This window comes from Variovorax sp. 10L421 (genome assembly GCF_056395365.1).
The window spans coordinates 106,952-124,548 of sequence record NZ_JBFTJJ010000016.1 but is presented as its reverse complement, the minus strand read 5'-3'; the positions used below and the strand labels follow the sequence as shown (position 1 = coordinate 124,548).

At 67.5% G+C, this 17,597-nt stretch carries 16 protein-coding genes; 7 read left to right on the top strand and 9 right to left on the bottom strand.

All coding sequences use genetic code 11. From position 1 onward, the window contains the following. Positions 1–13: 13 nt before the first annotated feature. The 4 genes from AC1DFC_RS20255 to glmS all read right to left on the bottom strand — a co-directional run bounded on the left by AC1DFC_RS20255 (position 14) and on the right by glmS (position 6,324). Positions 14–406, bottom strand: a complete 393-nt coding sequence (locus AC1DFC_RS20255; protein WP_007836531.1) for a carboxymuconolactone decarboxylase family protein — start codon at positions 404–406, stop codon at positions 14–16. A 120-nt stretch (positions 407–526) separates the two neighbouring features. Further along, entirely contained in the window at positions 527–2,725 is a 2,199-nt protein-coding gene (katG, locus tag AC1DFC_RS20250) for a catalase/peroxidase HPI (RefSeq protein WP_478179866.1), read from the bottom strand. A gap of 322 nt (positions 2,726–3,047) precedes the next feature. Next, the gene (locus AC1DFC_RS20245; RefSeq protein ID WP_413333187.1) at positions 3,048–4,199 is read right to left on the bottom strand and encodes a serine hydrolase domain-containing protein; all 1,152 of its coding nucleotides are present in this window, start codon (positions 4,197–4,199) and stop codon (positions 3,048–3,050) included. Positions 4,200–4,443: 244 nt separating this feature from the next. After that, positions 4,444–6,324: a glutamine--fructose-6-phosphate transaminase (isomerizing) gene (glmS, locus tag AC1DFC_RS20240; RefSeq protein ID WP_478179865.1), complete on the bottom strand. Its 1,881-nt coding sequence runs from the start codon at positions 6,322–6,324 to the stop codon at positions 4,444–4,446. A gap of 139 nt (positions 6,325–6,463) precedes the next feature. Here glmS and AC1DFC_RS20235 point away from each other — a divergent pair, with 139 nt between their 5' ends. Then, on the top strand, positions 6,464–6,955 hold the full coding sequence (locus tag AC1DFC_RS20235; protein WP_007831511.1) for an Lrp/AsnC family transcriptional regulator: 492 nt from the start codon (positions 6,464–6,466) through the stop codon (positions 6,953–6,955). 12 nt (positions 6,956–6,967) lie between these two features. Here AC1DFC_RS20235 and glmU read toward each other — a convergent pair whose 3' ends face one another. Continuing rightward, positions 6,968–8,395 (bottom strand): bifunctional UDP-N-acetylglucosamine diphosphorylase/glucosamine-1-phosphate N-acetyltransferase GlmU, encoded by a 1,428-nt coding sequence (gene glmU, locus AC1DFC_RS20230; RefSeq protein WP_413333192.1) that lies wholly within the window; start codon positions 8,393–8,395, stop codon positions 6,968–6,970. A gap of 49 nt (positions 8,396–8,444) precedes the next feature. Between glmU and AC1DFC_RS20225 the strand changes: the two genes are divergently transcribed. Next, positions 8,445–9,161, top strand: a complete 717-nt coding sequence (locus tag AC1DFC_RS20225) for a DUF6279 family lipoprotein (protein ID WP_478179864.1) — start codon at positions 8,445–8,447, stop codon at positions 9,159–9,161. A 13-nt stretch (positions 9,162–9,174) separates the two neighbouring features. Here AC1DFC_RS20225 and AC1DFC_RS20220 read toward each other — a convergent pair whose 3' ends face one another. Further along, positions 9,175–9,945: a Crp/Fnr family transcriptional regulator gene (locus tag AC1DFC_RS20220; RefSeq protein WP_413333196.1), complete on the bottom strand. Its 771-nt coding sequence runs from the start codon at positions 9,943–9,945 to the stop codon at positions 9,175–9,177. Positions 9,946–10,036: 91 nt separating this feature from the next. On the opposite strand from AC1DFC_RS20220, the gene AC1DFC_RS20215 reads away from it, so the two are divergent. Continuing rightward, positions 10,037–10,453, top strand: a complete 417-nt coding sequence (locus tag AC1DFC_RS20215; RefSeq protein ID WP_007831506.1) for a BLUF domain-containing protein — start codon at positions 10,037–10,039, stop codon at positions 10,451–10,453. Positions 10,454–10,529: 76 nt separating this feature from the next. Here AC1DFC_RS20215 and AC1DFC_RS20210 read toward each other — a convergent pair whose 3' ends face one another. Further along, a complete protein-coding gene (locus tag AC1DFC_RS20210; RefSeq protein WP_007831503.1) occupies positions 10,530–10,847 on the bottom strand; it encodes a DUF2917 domain-containing protein in 318 nt (105 codons plus the stop codon). A 173-nt stretch (positions 10,848–11,020) separates the two neighbouring features. Between AC1DFC_RS20210 and AC1DFC_RS20205 the strand changes: the two genes are divergently transcribed. Next, positions 11,021–12,004, top strand: coding sequence for a LysR substrate-binding domain-containing protein (locus tag AC1DFC_RS20205; protein ID WP_007831501.1), 984 nt, complete (start codon positions 11,021–11,023; stop codon positions 12,002–12,004). Positions 12,005–12,013: 9 nt separating this feature from the next. On the opposite strand, the gene AC1DFC_RS20200 is transcribed toward AC1DFC_RS20205, so the two are convergent. Next, on the bottom strand, positions 12,014–12,631 hold the full coding sequence (locus AC1DFC_RS20200) for a 5-formyltetrahydrofolate cyclo-ligase (RefSeq protein ID WP_007831500.1): 618 nt from the start codon (positions 12,629–12,631) through the stop codon (positions 12,014–12,016). 9 nt (positions 12,632–12,640) lie between these two features. Here AC1DFC_RS20200 and AC1DFC_RS20195 point away from each other — a divergent pair, with 9 nt between their 5' ends. Beyond that, positions 12,641–14,674, top strand: a complete 2,034-nt coding sequence (locus tag AC1DFC_RS20195; protein WP_478179863.1) for a lytic transglycosylase domain-containing protein — start codon at positions 12,641–12,643, stop codon at positions 14,672–14,674. A gap of 114 nt (positions 14,675–14,788) precedes the next feature. Then, positions 14,789–15,475, top strand: coding sequence for a glutathione S-transferase family protein (locus AC1DFC_RS20190; RefSeq protein WP_478179862.1), 687 nt, complete (start codon positions 14,789–14,791; stop codon positions 15,473–15,475). A 22-nt stretch (positions 15,476–15,497) separates the two neighbouring features. On the opposite strand, the gene AC1DFC_RS20185 is transcribed toward AC1DFC_RS20190, so the two are convergent. Beyond that, positions 15,498–16,223, bottom strand: coding sequence for an OmpW/AlkL family protein (locus AC1DFC_RS20185; protein WP_007831496.1), 726 nt, complete (start codon positions 16,221–16,223; stop codon positions 15,498–15,500). Between the two features lie 163 nt (positions 16,224–16,386). On the opposite strand from AC1DFC_RS20185, the gene AC1DFC_RS20180 reads away from it, so the two are divergent. Continuing rightward, positions 16,387–17,550: a multifunctional CCA addition/repair protein gene (locus AC1DFC_RS20180; protein ID WP_478179861.1), complete on the top strand. Its 1,164-nt coding sequence runs from the start codon at positions 16,387–16,389 to the stop codon at positions 17,548–17,550. The last annotated feature ends 47 nt before the right edge of the window (positions 17,551–17,597 follow it).

Genomic DNA, 17,597 nt, shown 5'->3' with positions numbered 1-17,597 from the left:
CCGCCGACACCCGCTATTTGTCGAAGGCCGGATCGACGGGCACGCGGTAGCCGTTCACCAGCCGGTTGGTCTCGTTGGCCATGCCGACCACGGCCATCAGCTCGGCGAACATCGCGGGCGTCATGCCGGCCTTCTCGGCACCGGCGTGATGGCTCGCGATGCAATAGCCGCAGCTGTTGGTGACGCTCACGGCGAGATAGACCATCTCCTTCACGACCGGGTCGAGCGCGCCGGGCGCCATCACTTCCTTGAGGCTGCTCCAGGTGCGCCTGAGCGTGGCCGGGTCGTTGGCGAGGTACTTCCAGAAATTGTTGACGTCCGGCACGTTGCGCGTGGTCCTGATGTCGTCGAAGACCGCCCTGACTTCCTCGGAAGCGGCGGCGTATTCGATGGGCTGGGGTTTCATGCAAGGCTCCTGGTGTCGAAGGCTGTTGTCCTTGAATACGCCCGAGCCTGGTTCGGGACTCTCCGGAACCAGGCTCGGGCTGTATTGCTGCTCGGCGCGGCCGCGACCGGCCGCCCGCAATCACCGCAGGTCGAAGCGATCGAGGTTCATCACCTTGGTCCAGGCGGCCACGAAGTCCCGCACGAAGACCTGTTGCGAATCGCCGGCCGCATAGACTTCCGCGACCGCGCGCAGCTGCGAGTTGGAACCGAACACGAGGTCGGCCACCGTGCCCGTCCACTTGAGCGCGCCCGTCTTGCGGTCGCGTCCCTCCAGCACGCCGTCGGTCGTCGCGGACTTCTTCCACCCGGTGTTCATGTCGAGCAGGTTCACGAAGAAGTCATTGCTCAGAGTCTCCGGGCGCTTGGTGAAGACACCGTTGCCGGACTGGCCGACGTTCGCGTTCAGCACGCGAAGGCCGCCGACCAGCACCGTCATCTCGGGCGCGGTGAGGGTCAGCAGCTGCGCCTTGTCGAGCAGCAGCCCCGCGGCGGACGCCCCGTCGATCCCCTTGCGGAGATAGTTGCGGAAACCGTCGGCCTGCGGCTCCAGCGGAGCGAAGGAGACAGCGTCGGTCTGCGCCTGCGAAGCGTCCATGCGTCCCGGCGAGAAGGGCACCGTCACGTCCTGCCCGGCCTTCTTCGCCGCGGCCTCGACCGCCGCATTGCCGGCCAGCACGATCAGGTCGGCGAGCGAGACCTTCTTGCCGCCGGACTGCGCGCCGTTGAACTCCTTCTGGATGCCTTCCAGCACCGACAGCACCCTCGACAGCTGGGCCGGCTGGTTGGCCTCCCAGTCTTTCTGCGGCGCGAGGCGGATGCGCGCACCATTGGCGCCGCCGCGCTTGTCGCTGCCGCGGAAGGTCGAGGCCGAGGCCCAGGCCGTGCCCACGAGTTGCGATACGGTGAGGCCCGAGGCGAGGACCTTGGCCTTCAGCGCCGCGACGTCCTTGTCGTCGACCAGCGGATGGTCCACGGCGGGAATCGGGTCCTGCCAGATCAGCTCTTCCTTCGGCACCAGCGCGCCGAGGTAGCGGGCACGCGGCCCCATGTCGCGGTGCGTCAGCTTGAACCAGGCGCGGGCGAACGCATCGGCGAATTCCTGCGGGTTGGCCATGTAGCGGCGCGAGATCTTCTCGTAGGCCGGGTCCATGCGCATGGCCATGTCGGCGGTGGTCATCATCGGGGCGTGGCGCCTGGCCGGGTCATGCGCATCGGGCACGGTGTCCGCGCCGGTGCTGCCCTTGGGCTTCCACTGGTGCGCGCCAGCGGGGCTCTTGGTGAGTTCCCATTCGTAGCCGAACAGCGTCTCGAAGTAGCTGTTGTCCCACTTGGTGGGCGTGGGGGTCCAGGCACCTTCGATACCGCTGGTGGTGGTGTGGACGCCGATACCGCTTTCGAAGCTGTTCTTCCAGCCCAGGCCCATTTCCTCGATGTCGGCGCCTTCAGGCTCCGCGCCGACCTTGGCCGGGTCGCCCGCGCCATGGGCCTTGCCGAAGGTGTGGCCGCCTGCGGTCAGCGCCACGGTCTCCTCGTCGTTCATGGCCATGCGGGCGAAGGTCTCGCGGATGTCGCGCGCCGAGCCGAGCGGGTCGGGGTTGCCGTTCGGTCCTTCGGGGTTCACGTAGATCAGGCCCATCTGCACGGCGGCCAGCGGATTGGCGAGCTCGCGGTCGCCGCTGTAGCGCTCGTCGGCCAGCCACTTGCCTTCCGGTCCCCAGTAGATGTCCTCTTCGGGCTCCCAGATGTCCGGGCGGCCGCCGGCGAAACCGAAGGTCTTGAAGCCCATCGACTCCAGTGCGACGTTGCCGGTGAGGATCATCAGGTCGGCCCAGGAAATCTTGCGGCCGTATTTCTGCTTGATCGGCCACAGCAGCCGGCGCGCCTTGTCGAGGTTGCCGTTGTCGGGCCAGCTGTTGAGGGGGGCGAAGCGCTGCGCGCCGTTGCCCGCGCCGCCGCGGCCATCGGAGGTGCGGTAGGTGCCCGCGGAGTGCCAGGCCATGCGGATGAACAGCGGGCCGTAGTGGCCGTAGTCGGCGGGCCACCAATCCTGCGAATCGGTCATCAGGGCTTGGAGGTCCTTGATCACCGCGTCGAGGTCGAGGCTTTTGAACTCCTCGGCATAGTCGAACGCCTCGCCCATGGGATTGGACTTGGCGGTGTGCTGGTGCAGCAGCTTCAGGTTCAGCTGGTTGGGCCACCAGCCTGCATTTGCCGAAGCACCCGTCATGGAGTGCGTGCGCGCATGGCCCGGGAAGGGGCACTTCGTTTCATCGGACAAGGGGTTCTCCTTTGGTTGTCGATCACTCGCGATCGGAGCCAGTCTAGGTTTGGACTGCCCCTTCAACAACCAGATTGAGCATATTGATCTCATAGCGCATTGCTATGAGATCGCCTTCGGTCTTGCGGAGAACCCCCTGCGCGCGAACTCAGGCCATGGCGCCGAGTTCCTCCATCAGCTCTTCCTTGCGCGCGGCCAGTTGCCCGCGCATGGCGACCAGGTCCAGGCCGCGGGCGGCGCGCGCCTTCATGCACCGCGGGGTAGAAGATCTTCGATGTCGATGTCGAAGGTAGCTGCCTGCTGGTTGACTCGCAGGCCGATGCTAGAGGCAGACATCGAACGTCTCGCAAAGCAGGTTGTCGAGCCCTTCGCGCAGCAGATGGAAACGGAACAGCTTGTGCGGTCCCGGCAGGATCTTGTTGCTCAGCGGCTCGGCCAGCCGCAGGCCGCCATCGCTGTTGGTGAACATGATGAAGCCGTCTCCAGTTCGCGGCGATGCGATCACGAAGGCTCGGTAGCCGGGGTTGTTGCCCCAGTGCCAGATGAGGGTGTCGGCCTTGTCTTGTTCGAGGCCCCAGCCCAGTCCCCAGCTCAGATTCAGCTTCGGGTTCACCGGCACTGGGGACTCGACGATCTGTCGCAGCGAGCGTTCATCGTTGAGCAGCGCCGCGAGGAAGAGGCCGTAGTCGTGCGCGCTGGTGTAGAGCGTGAACGCGGACACTGGCGTGAGGAAAGGCCGCAGCTTCATCGGTGCGCCATCCTTGCCCACGCGTGGGACGATGTATTTCTCCAGGCGCGGCTTGCTCGAGTATCCGCTGCGGGTCATGCCGAGCGGCTGGAACACCTGGCGCTCCATGAAGTCGTCGAGCTTCTCGTTCGTGACCGCCTCGACGGCGCGCTGCAGCAGCACGTAGCCTTCGCCCGAGTATTGCCACCGCTCGCCGGGCTTGCGATCGAAGCCCAGAGGTCCGCCAGCCCAGTTGGGCAGACCGGAAGTATGGTTCAGCGCCATGCGCACCGTGACCGCCTGCAGGCGCGCATCGGACACCAGATCGGCTTGCGAATCAGCGAGATGCGGTCGAAAGCGGTGCCAATACCCGTTCGGCAGGTACTTCGCCACCGGCGCGTCGAGGTCCATCTTTCCTTGCTGCACCAGCATCAGCACTGCGTACGCAAACACGGGCTTGCTGAGCGAAGCGGCCTCGAAGACGCTATCGGGCGTCGTTGGCGAGTCGGTCGTGCATCCCGGCGCCGCATCGACGGCCTGGAGCTGGCGATTCCTGACCACCGCGATGGCGACGCTGCAGATGCCGTAGCGGGTGGCCATCTGCCGCAGCGTGTCGTGCGGCGGCGAGGGATCAGGCTCGGTGCGGCTGGCGGCGCAACCGATGCACAGCGCCGCGATCGCGCTCCACAGCACGGCGAGTGGCGCGGCTCTCGAGCGGCGGAAGGGGCCGGAAACGTATCTGGGCATGGGCTTCAGTTAATTCGGTCGCGTGCTCTCGCTGGTGATCGATCCGGGTACCCCATACCGCCAACGCTTGCCCCCGCCGATGGGTTGCCTCAGACATCAACGCACTGTCCCGGACATTAATGGCAAAGAACCTGCCGCGGGAAAAAGCGCCCTTGAACTCAGTTTGAGTTGTGAGTGCGACAGACTCTATTGTTCTCGACCGACTTTATTGTGATCGGGCAAAGCACCTGGCGTTCGGCCGCACTCACTCCACCGTCACGCTCTTCGCCAGGTTGCGCGGCTTGTCCACGTCCGTCCCCCGCGCACACGCCGTGTGATACGCCAGCAGCTGCAGCGGCACAACGTGCAGGATCGGCGAGAGCGCGCCGTAGTGCTCCGGCATGCGGATCACGTGCAGCCCTTCGTTGCTCGTGATCTTCGTGTCGCCGTCGGCCAGCACGTAGAGCACGCCGCCGCGCGCGCGCACTTCCTGCAGGTTGCTCTTGAGCTTCTCGAGCAGCGCATCGTTCGGTGCGACGGCCACCACGGGCATCTCGCTCGTCACCAGCGCGAGCGGGCCGTGCTTGAGCTCGCCGGCGGCGTAGGCCTCGGCGTGGATGTACGTCACTTCCTTGAGCTTGAGCGCGCCTTCGAGCGCGATCGGGTAGTGCAGCCCGCGGCCCAGGAACAGCGCGTTGTCCTTGCGCGCGAAGTCCTCGGCCCAGCCGATGATCTGCGGCTCCAGCGCCAGCACCGACTGCAGCGCGACAGGCAGGTGGCGCATCTCCTTCAGGTAGCGCGCCTCGTCGGCTTCGCTCAGCCGGCCCTTCGCCTGCGCGATGGCCAGCGTGAGCAGGAACAGGCCCGCGAGCTGCGTGGTGAAGGCCTTGGTCGACGCCACGCCGATCTCCACGCCCGCCCGCGTGATGTACGCCAGCTTGCACTCGCGCACCATCGCGCTGGTGGCCACGTTGCAGATGGTCAGCGTCTGCTCCATGCCCAATGAGCGCGCATGCTTCAACGCGGCCAGCGTGTCGGCGGTTTCGCCCGATTGGCTGATGGTGACGACCAGCGTCTTCGGATCGGGCACGGAGTCGCGGTAGCGGTATTCACTCGCGATCTCGACCTGCGTGGAAATCTTCGCGATGCCTTCGAGCCAGTACTTGGCGGCGCAGCCGCTGTAGTAGCTGGTGCCGCAGGCGAGGATGAGGATCTTGTCGATGTCCTGGAACACGCGGTGGGCGCTGGCGCCCGTGGCGCCATCCTGGCCGACGCCGTCGAACAGCTCGGGCACGATGCCTTCCACGCCTTCGAGCGTGTCGCCGATGGCACGCGGCTGCTCGAAGATTTCCTTCTGCATGTAGTGGCGGTAGGGGCCGAGCTCGGCCGCGCCGCTGTGGGCCTGCACGGTGCGCACGACGCGCGTCACGGGCTTGTGGTTCCTGTCGACGATCCAGTACTTGCCGGGCTGCACGTCGACCACATCGCCTTCTTCGAGGTAGATGATCTGGTCGGTCACGCCGGCCAAGGCCATCGCGTCGCTGGCGAGGAAGTTCTCTGCGCCGTCCTTGCCCGCACCGAGGATCAGCGGCGAACCCGCGCGTGCGCCGACCACGCGCTGCGGTTCGTCGCGGCAGATCACGGCGATGGCATAAGCGCCGTGCAGCTGCAGCACGGCGGCCTTCACGGCTTCGAACAGGTCGCCGTCGTAGAGGCTGTCGACGAGGTGAGCGATGACCTCGGTGTCGGTCTGGCTCTCGAACACGTAGCCCCTGGCTTCGAGCGTGGCGCGCAGGGCTTCGTGATTTTCGATGATGCCGTTGTGCACGAGCGCGATGCGGCCTGGGCGCGCGGCCGGCGCATCGGCACCGGGGCCATGGCTGAAATGCGGGTGGGCGTTGTGCACCGCCGGCGCACCGTGCGTGGCCCAGCGCGTGTGGGCGATGCCGGTGAGGCCTTCGACCTTGTCGTCGCGCACCTGCGCCACGAGGTCGGCCACGCGCGAGGTGGTGCGCGCGCGCGTCAGGCCACCAGCGTGCACCGCCACGCCGCACGAGTCATAGCCGCGGTATTCGAGCCGCTGAAGGCCCTGGACCAGGACCGGAACGATGTTGCGATGGGACGCTGCCCCGACGATGCCGCACATGGTGAGCTGCCTTTTGAATGGAGAGGAGCCTGAATGGTAGGCACGCCAGAAAGAAATATGTCTTCTTAATACCGATAGTTTTGACTTTTTATTTCATGCTATTACATGTATGGATTTTTATTCCATAATTTCACCGAATATGGAATCAATATCGCTAGATTCAATAGACCTGCGCCTGCTCGACGCCCTTCAGCGCGACGCCTCGCAGACCAACCAGCGCCTGGCCGCCGATGCCGGCATCTCGCCGCCCACCTGCCTGCGCCGGGTGCAGCGGTTGCACGAGCAAGGGCTCATCGAACGCCAGGTCGCGCTGCTGTCGCCCGACCGGCTCGCCGCGGCGCTGGGCCACGGCCTGCAGGCGGTGATCGAGATTTCGCTCGACCGGCAGGACGCCGCGTCGCTCGACGCCTTCGAGGCCCGCGTGATCGCAGACGACGCGGTGCAGCAGTGCTGGCGCGTGTCGCCGGGGCCGGACTTCGTGCTGGTGGTGGCCGCGCGCGACATGCCGGACTACGGCGCGCTCACGCAGCGCCTGTTCACGGCCGATGCGAACGTGCGCAACGTCAAGGCCTTCTTCAGCCTCAAGCGCGCCAAGTTCGAGCCCCAGGTGCCGCTGGCACCCCGGGCATGAGGAAGAAGGCGATCAGGCCTTCGGTTTTTTTTGCGGGCGCTTCCAGTTCGGGAAACTGACCTGCTTGCCGCGCGCCACGGTCAGCGCGCCCGGCTCGGTCGACTTGTTGATGGTCGACCCACCGCCGATGGTGCCGCCCGCGCCGATGGTGACCGGCGCCACCAGCACGCAGTTGCTGCCCACGTGCACGTCGTCGCCGATCACGGTGCGGTGCTTGTTGGCGCCGTCATAGTTGGCGGTGATGCTGCCCGCGCCGTAGTTGACGCGCTCGCCCACGGTGGCGTCGCCCAGGTACGCCAGGTGGTTGGCCTTGGCGCCGGGGGCCAGCGTCGAGTTCTTGACCTCGACGAAGTTGCCGATGTGGACCTCTGCGCCCAGTTGCGCGCCGGGACGCAGCCGCGCGAAGGGGCCGACGAGTGCGCCCGCACCCACCGTCACGCCAGCCTTCTCGCCGTCGACGTGGGTGAACGGGTGGATCACTGCACCGGCCTCGATGCGCGCATTGGCAATCACGCAATTGGCACCGATGCGCACGCCCTCGCCCAGCGACACCATGCCTTCGAAGATGCAGTTGACGTCGATCTCCACGTCGCCCGCGCATTCGAGCGTGCCGCGCAGGTCGAAGCGCGCCGGGTCGGCCAGGCGCACGCCCTGCTCCATCAGCGCGTTGGCCTGGCGCAGCTGCCAGGCACGTTCGAGCGCCGCGAGCTGGGCGGGGCTGTTGATGCCGGCCACCTGAAGGGCGTCGGCGGTGACGTGCGCGACCACGGGCACGCCGTCGTCGGCGGCGAACTTCACCACGTCGGTCAGGTAGTACTCGCCCTGCGCGTTCCTGTTGTCCAGCCGCGCGAGCCAGCCCTTGAGCAGGCGCGCGGGCACTGCCATCACGCCGCTGTAGATCTCGCGCACGGCACGCTGCGCTTCGCTTGCGTCCTTGTGCTCGACGATGGCAATGACCTCGCCACCGCCCGCCGCGCGGATGACGCGGCCGTAGCCGCTCGGGTCGTCGAATTCGATGGTCAACAGCGCGAGCCGCTGTCCCCCGCTGGCCGCGATGAGCGCACGCAGCGTGTCCTCGCCGATCAGCGGCACGTCGCCCGACAGCACGACCACCGTGCCGTCGTCCGGCAGCAGCGGCGCGGCCTGCTGCACCGCGTGGCCGGTGCCGAGCTGCGGCTCCTGGCGCGCGAAGCGCAGCGTGGCACCAGGGATGCCGCTGTCCAGCGAAGCCTCGACTTCGGCCGCGCCGTGCCCGGTGACAACCACCACGCTGCGCGCACCGATGCGCGCGGCGGTGCCCGCCACATGCGCCAGCAGGGCGCGGCCACCCAACCGATGCAACACTTTGGGCAGCCTGCTTTTCATGCGCGTGCCCTTGCCGGCGGCCATGATGACGATGTCGACCGGCCCCTGGTTGTCTTGTTGCGGAGTTTGATTCATGCGTTTTTCTTCCCGATTTCGTTGCGCTGCAGTGGCGCGGATTATCGGCGTGCTGCTTGCCGCCGCCGCCCTGGGCGCCTGCAGCGCGATCAAGCTGGCCTACAACAACCTGCCCACGGTGAGCTACTGGCGGCTCGACGCCTACCTGGACTTCAACGGTGCGCAGACACCGAAGGTGCGCGACGAACTCGAGCAGTTGCTGGCCTGGCACCGGCAGAACGAGCTGCCGCGCATCGCCTCGCTGCTGCAGGAGGCGCAGGCGCTGGCGCCGGGCGAGGTGACGCCGGCACAGGTCTGCGCCATGACCGACCGCATCCGCGAGCGCCTGCTGGCCGTGACCGAGCGCGCCGAGCCCGCTGGTACCGAACTGGCGCTCAGCCTGAGCGAGTCCCAGCTGCAGCAGCTGGAACGCAAGTACGCGAAGATCAACGCCGAATACCGCAAGGGCTGGCTCGAGCGCACCCCGGCGCAGGTGCAGGAAAAGCGCTACGACCGGGCCCTCGACCGGGCCGAGGATTTCTATGGCCGGCTCACCGACGAGCAGCGCGACCTGCTCAAGCAGCAGGCGGCGCAGTCGGTGTTCGACCCGCGGCTGACGGATGCCGAGCGCCGCAGGCGCCAGCAGGACGCACTGGCGGTGCTGCAGGAAGGCTGCCGCAACACGGCGGCGCTGCACAACAGCACCACCGCCAGCCAGCGCGCGCAGGCGGTGCGCCGGCTGCAGGCCTACCAGGAAGACCTGCGCCAGCTGGCGGCCACGCGCTGAAGGGCCTGCCTCCTCAGATCAGGGGCGTGGGACGCATCGGGCGCTCGAAGTAGTCGCCCAGCTTTTCCAGCGCATGCGGCTCCATGATGCGCAGCCAGCCGGCGTCGATCTTGTAGAACCCCAGGCGCTGCAGCCGCCGCAGCGTCTTGTTGGTGTGCACCAGCGAGAGCCCGAGCGCGTCGGCGATGTGCTGCTGGTTGAACGGAAACTCGACCCAGCCGTCGCGCACCATGCCCACGCGTTCCGCGCGGCGGTACAGGTGCATCAGCAGCATGGCCACGCGCTCGGCGGCGTTGCGCCGCCCCGAGGTGACGAGGCTGTCGTCGACCATCTTTTCTTCGCCCGCCACCAGCCAGGTGATGTCGTAGCCGAGCTTGGGCTGGGCATGGAACAGCTCCCAGAGCCGCTCGCGCGAGAACGCGCACAGCGTGACGTCGGTCACCGCCTCCACGCCGTGCGTGTGGCCGTCGGCGAACTCGTCCTGCAGACCGAGGAAGTCGCCGGGCAGCAGGAAGCTCAGTATCTGCCGCCGGCCGTCGCTCAAGGTCTTGTAGCGAAAGGCCCAGCCCGAATAGAGGGTGAAGAGCTGCGGGCTGCGCCGGTGCTCGTCGATGATCGAGCTGCCGGCTTCCACCCGCCGGGAGCCGACGCGAAACGCCTGGATGGTCGCGAGTTCTTCGCCCGAGACCGGCAGGAACGCATCGAGGCGGCGCAATGCGCATTGGTCGCACGGATTCATGCCCTGGGGAGGCGACGCGGCAACGGGGTAGTCCTCGAATTTCACGCTTCACTATAGGCCGTTCGCCTGTGTCTTTTGACATTTCGCGGCGTCCCCGGCTTTCCTACACTGCGCATGTCCTCCCCTCACCAGACGCATGACAGACGAACAACCGCAGAAACTCCCGCTCCACGAGGTCCTTTACTGCAGCACGCTGGCCCAGGACCAGTCCCCGGCTACCGTGGGGTCGATCACTTCCCAGGCACGCGCGCGCAACGCGGAGCGCGGCATCACGGGGCTGCTGGTGTTCGACGGCCTGCGTTTCTGCCAGCACCTGGAAGGCCCGCGCGAGGCCGTCGACATGCTGATGCGGCAGATCGAGAAGGATCCGCGCCATGTCGACGTCAGGGTGCTCTACGAGGCCCCCCTGGAGGCCCGCCGCTACAGCGGCTTCGGCATGGGGCTGGCCGAATGCGAGGGCCTCGACCTGATGGCCGGCGTGCACGTGCTGGACGGCGAGGCGGCCCTTCGGCACTTCCTGGACCTGCGGCCCAGCTTCGACATCAACTGCTGAATGGAGCGGCTGGCTCCCCAAAAAGAGAAAAGCGGCCGGAAGGCCGCTTTTTCAGCTCCTGGAGGCGGGCGGTCGATCAGGCGTTGTCCCAGCTGTAGGTCGCGCCGTAGCCGTCCCACGCCTCCATCACGATGCGCTGGCCCGCGGCCACCGTCAGCGATTCGCCGGGTGCGAGCACCAGGTCTTCGCTGGGATTGCGCAGCGTGGCGTCGGGCGTGATCCACACCCGGCCCTGCTTGACCCGCAGGATGCTGGCCGACCGTGCCTTCAGGCTCATCGCCTCGCCGGGCGCGATCTGCCAGGCGCCACGGCGCACGGCCGGCGGAACGGCGGCGGCGCGGGCAGGAACGGACACGGGCGAGAACGATTCGGTGGTGCAGACAGCGGTGGACATGGTGTAACTCCTTGGGCTTTGCCGAAGCGCTTGACAGAAAGAGGCAATAGCGCAGTTCGGGAATGAATGATCGTTTCTACGGCGTTGGCGGTCCAATGAAAACGAGTTAGCCTACTGATGCGTGTTCAGCATCAATCGACCTGGACGCCGACTCGCCCTCCAAAGTCATACCCATGCAACATTCGCAGACCCATTTGCGCTCCCGCCCGATCTCCGCCGGGCACCTGCGCGCCTTCGAGGCGGTGGCCCGGCACCTGAACTTCCGCGCCGCAGCGGAAGAAATGGCGCTGACCCAGTCGGCCGTGAGCCGCCAGATCCAATCGCTCGAGGAAGAGGTGGGCGTGGCCCTGTTCCTGCGCCATACGCGCGCGGTGGAGCTCACGAGCGCCGGCGCCCTGCTGCTGCTGGCGGTGCAGCAGTCGCTGCCGCGCATCGACATGGCCGTGCGCCAGATCCGCCAGAGTGCGGGACGCCAGAGCGTGTCGCTGACCACCTTTGCCTCGTTCGCCTCGATGTGGCTGATCCCGCGGCTGGAGGCCTTCCAGCGCGACAACCCCGAGATCGACATCCGCATCGACGCCAGCGACGTCGCGGTCGACCTCGAAGTGGCAGATGTGGACATCGCCCTGCGCTACGGCCCGCGTGAAAGCATGCCCGCCGGCGCCGTGCGCCTGTTCGGCGAAACGCTGACGCCCGTGGCCAGCCCCTGGCTGCTGAAGAGCAACCCGCCCATCAAGACGCCCGCGGACATCACCCGGTTCACGCTGATCGAGGCCGGCGACGCGCACCGCACGCACCTGGAGTGGCTGACCTGGCGCCGCTGGTTCGAGGTGAACGGGCTGGAGCGTGCGCAGCCCAAGCGCTGGCTCTATTTCAACTACGCCTACCAGATGGTGCAGGCCGCGCTCACCGGCCAGGGCGTGACGCTGGCGCGCAGTTCGCTGATTGCCGAGAGCCTGGCCAACGGCGACCTGGTGGAGGTGCTGCCGCAGCACCGCATGGACTCGCCGATGTCCTACTGGCTGATCGCTGGGCCGCGCAATGCGCTTCGCCCGGAGATCAGGGCCTTCTGCGACTGGCTGCAGCTGCAGGCCGTGACCACGCGCGAGACCATCGGCGAGGTGCCCGATCCGGACACCGTCGACAACATCGACTGACCGAGCCGCTCAGCTCGTTGGCCAGACGACGCCGTTGTCGTTGAGGATCGCGTCGAGCGGCAGGTCGTGCGCCTCTGGCTCGAAGTCTTCAAGGAAGCCGTGGGTGAACCCCAGCCCCACCGTGAACGGCCGCGGCTCCAGCGCGGCCAGCGTGCGGTCGTAGAAACCGCCGCCATAGCCCAGCCGGTAGCCGCCCGCGCTGTAGCCCACGCAGGGCACGAACAGCAGGGTCGGCACGATCAGCTCGGTGTCCTTGGGCTTGGGAATGCCGTAGGCGTCTTCTTCCATCTGGCAGCCCGGGTACCAGGCATGGAAGGTCAACGTCTTGTGGACCTTGTCGATCACCGGCAGTCCGATGCGGCGACGCTGCGCCTCCTCCATCAGCTCGCCGTCTTCCTTCCATCGATGTAGCGCGGGCAGCGGATCGAACTCGCCCTTGATCGGCCAGTAGGCGCCGATCACGGTGTCGGGCCGGCCCACCAGCCAGATGCGCATCACGCGCTGCAGCAGGTCTGCGCGTGTCAGCCGGTCCGGCATGGCCAGGCGTTGTGCGATCAATGCCTTGCGCAGCTGATCCTTCAGAAAACTCGCCGTCGCCGAAGTGCCGGCATCCTTTGACTTGTCCATAATCCCCCGATGCAGTTCCCAAGCATTTTGGCACCCAAGCGCGCCTACCCGCGCAACACGACCCCCGCACTCGTTTTTTCCGCTGTCCTGGCCCTCGCCGCGTTGCTCTCGCAGCAGCCCGCCGCGGCACAGAACGGCAACACCAACGACGACGTGCTGATCCAGATGAAGCAGGCCTTCCAGCGCGGCGACAAAGCCCGCCTGACCGCCCTGCTGCCGCAAGCCCGAGGCCATGCGCTGGAACCCTGGGCCGCCTACTGGGAACTCAAGGCACGCCTGCAGGAAGCCGCCCCCAACGAAGTGCAGGACTTCTTCGCACGCTACCCCGGCACCTACCAGGAAGACCGCCTGCGCAACGACTGGCTGCTGCTCACCGGCCAGCGCCGCGACTGGGACAACTTCTCCGCCTCGCTCGACGGCTTCCGCATGGGCGACGATGCACAGGTGCGTTGCTACGCGGTCCTGGTCGACACGCTGCGCAGTGGCACCGCCACGCAGGCGCAGGCCGACGAGGTGCGTCGCAGCTGGCTCGCCCAGAAAGACCTGGACGACGGCTGCCTCACCGCCGCAGACCGCATGGTCGCCGCCCGCCTGATGTCGACCAACGACGTCTGGAAGAAGGCCCGCCTGGCCATCGAGGCCAACCGCCCGCAGGCCGCGCGCGCCGCCGTCACCATCGCCGCGCCCGATGCGCTGCCGCTGTTCGACGAGCTCAACGCCAGCTCGGCCAAGTTCCTGACCGGCCGCGCCTTCGTGGCAGCCAAGTCGCGCAAGGAGCTGGTGGTGCTGGCGCTCATCAAGGTCGCCATTGCCGATCCCGAACTGGCCGCCTCGCAGCTCGACAGCAAGTGGGGCCCGATGCTCTCCGCCGAAGAGCGCAACTGGCTCTGGGGAACCATCGGCCGCGCCGCCGCCATCAAGCTGTGGCCGCAGGCCGGCAGCTATTTCGCCAACGTCACGAAGAACGGCGACCTGTCCGACGACATGCTCGGCTGGCGCGTGCGCGCCGCCCTGCGTACGGGCCAGTGGAAGGAGGTGGCGCCCGCCATCGACGCCATGAGCGAAACCGCCCAGCTCGACCCGACCTGGGTCTACTGGAAAGCCCGCGCCCTGGCCAGCGTCGGCGGCGACGAACGCCGCGCCCAGGCCCGCGAGCTCTACCAGAGCATCGCCGGCTCGCGCGGCTTCTACGAAATGCTGGCGCTCGAAGAGCTGGGCCAGCGCACCGTGGTGCCCACGCGCCCCGCCCCGCTCACGCCCGAGGAAAAGGCCGCCGCGCGCAACAACCCGGCGCTCGCCCGCGGCCTCTACGCCATCGCGATGGGCCTGCGCCCCGAAGGCACGCGCGAGTGGAACTACGCCACCAACCTGCACGACAAGGGCGGCATGGACGACCGCGCGCTGCTGGCCGCGGCCGACTTCGCCTGCCAGCGCGAGGTGTGGGACCGCTGCATCAACACCAGTGAGCGCACCAAGGGCGTGGTCGACGTGGAGCAGCGCTTCCCGATGCCCTTCCACGACACGGTGCTGCGCAAGGCCCAGGACATCGGCCTCGACCCGGCCTACGTCTACGGCCTGATCCGCCAGGAAAGCCGCTTCATCATGGATGCACGCTCCGGCGTCGGCGCCTCGGGCCTGATGCAGGTCATGCCCGCCACCGCGCGCTGGACGGCCCGCAAGATCGGCATGTCGGACTTCTCGCCCGGCCAGATCAACGACCGCGAGACCAACATCACCATCGGCACCAACTACCTGAAGCTCGCGCTCGACGACTTCGACGGATCGATGGCGCTGGCCGCCGCCGCCTACAACGCCGGCCCCGGCCGACCGCGCAACTGGCGCAACGGGCCGGTACTCGACGCCGCCATCTGGGCCGAGAACGTGCCGTTCACCGAGACGCGCGACTACGTGAAGAAGGTGCTGGCCAACACCACCAACTATGCCGCCATCATCAGCGGCCGGCCGCAGTCGCTGAAGGAGCGCCTGGGCCGCGTGGGGCCGCGCGACGCGGCCGAGCCGGAACCGAACAAGGACCTGCCCTGAGGCCGAACACGGCCCCGCATCAATTCGCGCCGCGTTCGGCATCAATCGCGGCGCGGCGCCCGGCTAGCATCGAAGGCATTTCCCCGAATCACCGCAACGAACGGAGGCCTCCCCATGCGCAAGCTCTATGTCGGCAACAAGAATTACTCGTCGTGGTCCATGCGGCCCTGGGTGCTGATGAAGCAGGCCGGCATCGAATTCGAGGAAGTCGTGCTGCGCTTCGATTCGTTCGATGCCGACTCGCAGTTCAAGCACACCATCGGCGCGCTCAACCCGGTGGCCAAGGTGCCGGTGCTGGTGGACGGCGAACTCGTCGTCTGGGACACGCTGGCCATCGCCGAATACCTCGCCGAAGCCTTCCCCGAGAAGCAGCTCTGGCCCCGGTCGGTGGCCGACCGTGCGCGCGCGCGCAGCGTCTGCGCCGAAATGCATTCGGGCTTCAGCGGCCTGCGCAACCATTGCGGCATGAACATCGAGGCTTCGCTGCCCGAAGTGGGTGCGCGGCTGATGAAGGAGGTGCCTGAAGTCGCCAGCGACCTCGCGCGCATCGTGCAGATGTGGAGCGGCCTGCTGGAGGCGCACGGCGGCCCGATGCTGTTCGGCGCCCAGTTCGGCATCGCCGACGCCTACTTCGCACCGGTCGGCACGCGCATCAAGACCTTTGGCTTGCCGGTGCCGCCGCACATCACGGCCTACATCGAGCGCGTGCAGGCGCTGCCGGGCGTCAAGGCCTGGATCGACGATGCACTGGCGGAGAAGGACTTCCTGCCATTCGAAGAGCCCTACCGCACCCGGCGCTAGGGTCCTGGAGGCAGGTGGCAGGTCAGAACCGGTAGGTGGCCGCGAGGTAGGTCACGATGGGGTTCAGCTTCAGGCTGGCCTCGCTGGTGGCCACCGGCAGGCCGGTGACCGAGGTCGTGGTCAGCCTGGCCTTGGTCTTCAGCGGGATGTACGACACCGAGAACGAGAGGCCCCAGTGCTTGTCGAACTGATAGGCCACGCCGACGTTGACCACGGGTGCGAACGAGCTGTCGAGCTTGGCCGTGGTGTTGACCGCAAACGGCGACTGGTGGAACTGGCTGGCCAGCGCGCCCTGCAGGTTCGAGGTCAGCTTGACGCCGCTGTACCAGACGTAGGTGGCGCCCAGGCCGACATAGGGACGAAAGGCGTCGTTGCCCTCGTTGAAGTAGTACTTGCCCAGGATGGTCGGGCTCCACTGGCGGGCCTCGCCAAGCTGGCCGACGCGGCCCAGGGTGCCGGTGCCGTCGAGCTTGAACTTCGGCGGCACGCCGAACACGCCTTCCACCGCCCAGTGGCTGTCGAGGAAATACATGGCGCTGAGGCCGAGGGTGTCGGAGTCGCTGGCGCTCGCGCCGGAGCCGGGCAGCACGGCCGGAATGGGCGAAGTCACGGTCAGCGGCTTGCTGGAATCCTGCGGTGACAGATGGAACCAGCCCGTGCCGAGGACCCAGTTGCCGGCCTGTTGCGCCATCGCACTTCCGGACGCCAAGGCCCCCAGAGTCGCCAGCGCAAACATCGTCTTCTTCATGCGAATTGCTCCTTTGGTTGAAAGATCCCTCCGCGGATTCGGGAGCTGGCTTGTGTCTGCCGCTTCATTTCGTCCGGTCGACGAACGATTACCCGGTTTGCCTCGAAAATTATCGAACGACCGTTCTATTTTTTGAACCCGGGAGTATCCCTACACTGCACCCATGAAGATTTTTCTCGTTGGCGGTGCACTGCGCGACCGCCTGCTGGAGCGCCCGGTGTCCGACCACGACTGGCTGGTGGTCGGCGCCACGCCCGAAGAAATGGTGGCCCGGGGCTACCTGCCGGTGGGGCGCGACTTTCCGGTGTTCCTGCACCCCGAGACGCGCGAGGAATACGCGCTGGCCCGCACCGAGCGCAAGAGCGCCCCGGGCTACCGCGGCTTCACCGTGCATGCCGCGCCCGACGTCACGCTGGAACAAGACCTCGCGCGCCGCGACCTGACCGTCAACGCCATCGCGCTGCCGGCCGAGCTGGTGGGCGCCGACGGCCGCTTCGACCCCACGCCCGCCGCGCTCGCCGACCCTTTTCACGGCCAGCGCGACCTGCGCGACAAGGTGCTGCGCCACGTGACGGACGCCTTCCGCGAAGACCCGGTGCGCATCCTGCGCGTGGCGCGTTTCGCGGCCCGCTTCGACGACTTCTCCGTCGCCCCGGAAACGATGGCGCTGATGCGCGAGATGGTCGCGGCCGGCGAGGCCGATGCGCTGGTGCCCGAACGCGTGTGGCAGGAGCTGTCGCGCGGCCTGATGGAAGCGCGTCCCTCGCGCATGTTCGAGGTGCTGCGCGACTGCGGCGCGCTGGCCGTGCTGCTGCCCGGGATCGAAACCGGCACGCAAGCCATGGCGGCCATCGATGCCGGTGCGCGCCTGCAGGTCTCGCTGGCGGTGCGCTTCGCCTGCCTCATGCGCAGCGTTGGACAACCGCAGCTGCAGCAGGTGTGCGACCGCTGGCGCGTGCCGGTGGACATCCGGGAGCTGGCCGAGGTGGTGGCGCGCGAGCATGGCCACGTCGACGGCAGCGGCGCACTCGATGCAACGGGGCTGGTGCGCCTGCTGGAGCGCTGCGATGCTTTCCGCAAGCCCGCACGCTTCGCCGAGGCGCTGCTGGCCTGCGAGTGCGATGCGCGCGGCCGGCCCGGCTTCGGCAACGCGACCTACCCGCAGCGAGAGCGCCTGCTCGCGCTGCTGGCAACGGCGGCGGCAGTGGCCACCGATGCGGTGGCGAAGGCTGCGCAGCAGTCGGGTGCCACCGGCCCGAAGATCGGCGAGGCGATTCACCGGGCGCGGGTGGAAGCCGTCGCGGCATCGCTGCCGGCACGAACCTGAAACGGCCGCCCGCTGACGCCAAAGGGAGATTCGGCATTTGCCGACAC

Excerpts from the sequence above, each read along its gene's own strand:
- glmU (WP_413333192.1), bottom strand. The coding sequence starts at position 8,395 with ATGAATCAAACTCCGCAACAAGACAACCAGGGGCCGGTCGACATCGTC.
- AC1DFC_RS20210 (WP_007831503.1), bottom strand. The coding sequence starts at position 10,847 with ATGTCCACCGCTGTCTGCACCACCGAATCGTTCTCGCCCGTGTCCGTT.
- AC1DFC_RS20185 (WP_007831496.1), bottom strand. The coding sequence starts at position 16,223 with ATGAAGAAGACGATGTTTGCGCTGGCGACTCTGGGGGCCTTGGCGTCC.
- AC1DFC_RS20255 (WP_007836531.1), bottom strand. The coding sequence starts at position 406 with ATGAAACCCCAGCCCATCGAATACGCCGCCGCTTCCGAGGAAGTCAGG.
- AC1DFC_RS20180 (WP_478179861.1), top strand. The coding sequence starts at position 16,387 with ATGAAGATTTTTCTCGTTGGCGGTGCACTGCGCGACCGCCTGCTGGAG.
- AC1DFC_RS20235 (WP_007831511.1), top strand. The coding sequence starts at position 6,464 with ATGGAATCAATATCGCTAGATTCAATAGACCTGCGCCTGCTCGACGCC.
- glmS (WP_478179865.1), bottom strand. The coding sequence starts at position 6,324 with ATGTGCGGCATCGTCGGGGCAGCGTCCCATCGCAACATCGTTCCGGTC.
- AC1DFC_RS20200 (WP_007831500.1), bottom strand. The coding sequence starts at position 12,631 with ATGGACAAGTCAAAGGATGCCGGCACTTCGGCGACGGCGAGTTTTCTG.
- AC1DFC_RS20190 (WP_478179862.1), top strand. The coding sequence starts at position 14,789 with ATGCGCAAGCTCTATGTCGGCAACAAGAATTACTCGTCGTGGTCCATG.
- AC1DFC_RS20195 (WP_478179863.1), top strand. The coding sequence starts at position 12,641 with ATGCAGTTCCCAAGCATTTTGGCACCCAAGCGCGCCTACCCGCGCAAC.
- AC1DFC_RS20215 (WP_007831506.1), top strand. The coding sequence starts at position 10,037 with ATGACAGACGAACAACCGCAGAAACTCCCGCTCCACGAGGTCCTTTAC.
- AC1DFC_RS20245 (WP_413333187.1), bottom strand. The coding sequence starts at position 4,199 with ATGCCCAGATACGTTTCCGGCCCCTTCCGCCGCTCGAGAGCCGCGCCA.
- AC1DFC_RS20205 (WP_007831501.1), top strand. The coding sequence starts at position 11,021 with ATGCAACATTCGCAGACCCATTTGCGCTCCCGCCCGATCTCCGCCGGG.